Here is a 426-nt window from a genome sequence, read left to right on the forward strand (position 1 = left end):
AGAACTTCGAATCAGGCCTCAGCGCCTTCTTCGTAGGCTGCGACGTTTCCGTCGTAGCGAGCCGCCCATTATATGGTGGCTTTTCTGCTTCGTCAACACCTTTTTGAGAGGTTGTTGACTTGGCGGCTTCAAGGTTGAGCCCGAAGGCTTTTCGTCGAAGCGAGCCGCCTATTATGGCAGGCTTTTTGTTTCCGTCAACACCTTATTTGATGAACTTGAGGTTCTTCGTGAAGTTGTTGAGCTAACCCAGGCTCAAAAACACCTGGCTTACATAAAAAGACAAACCCCGCTGCGTGAGCAGCGGGGTTCTAGATAAAAACCCTGACGATGACCTACTCTCGCACAGCTTAGGCTGCACTACCATCGGCGCGGCTACGTTTCACTTCCGAGTTCGGGATGGGATCGGGTGGTTCCATAGCGCTAATT

The 426-nt window shown here is 51.4% G+C and carries 1 rRNA gene; it reads right to left on the reverse strand.

Features of this window, described 5'->3' with window-relative positions:
• Positions 1–319: 319 nt before the first annotated feature.
• Positions 320–426: ribosomal RNA gene (gene rrf / locus ACVOLZ_RS22305) — 5S ribosomal RNA — on the reverse strand; the annotation flags it as partial.

The organism is Stenotrophomonas sp. STEN020, from assembly GCF_056760195.1.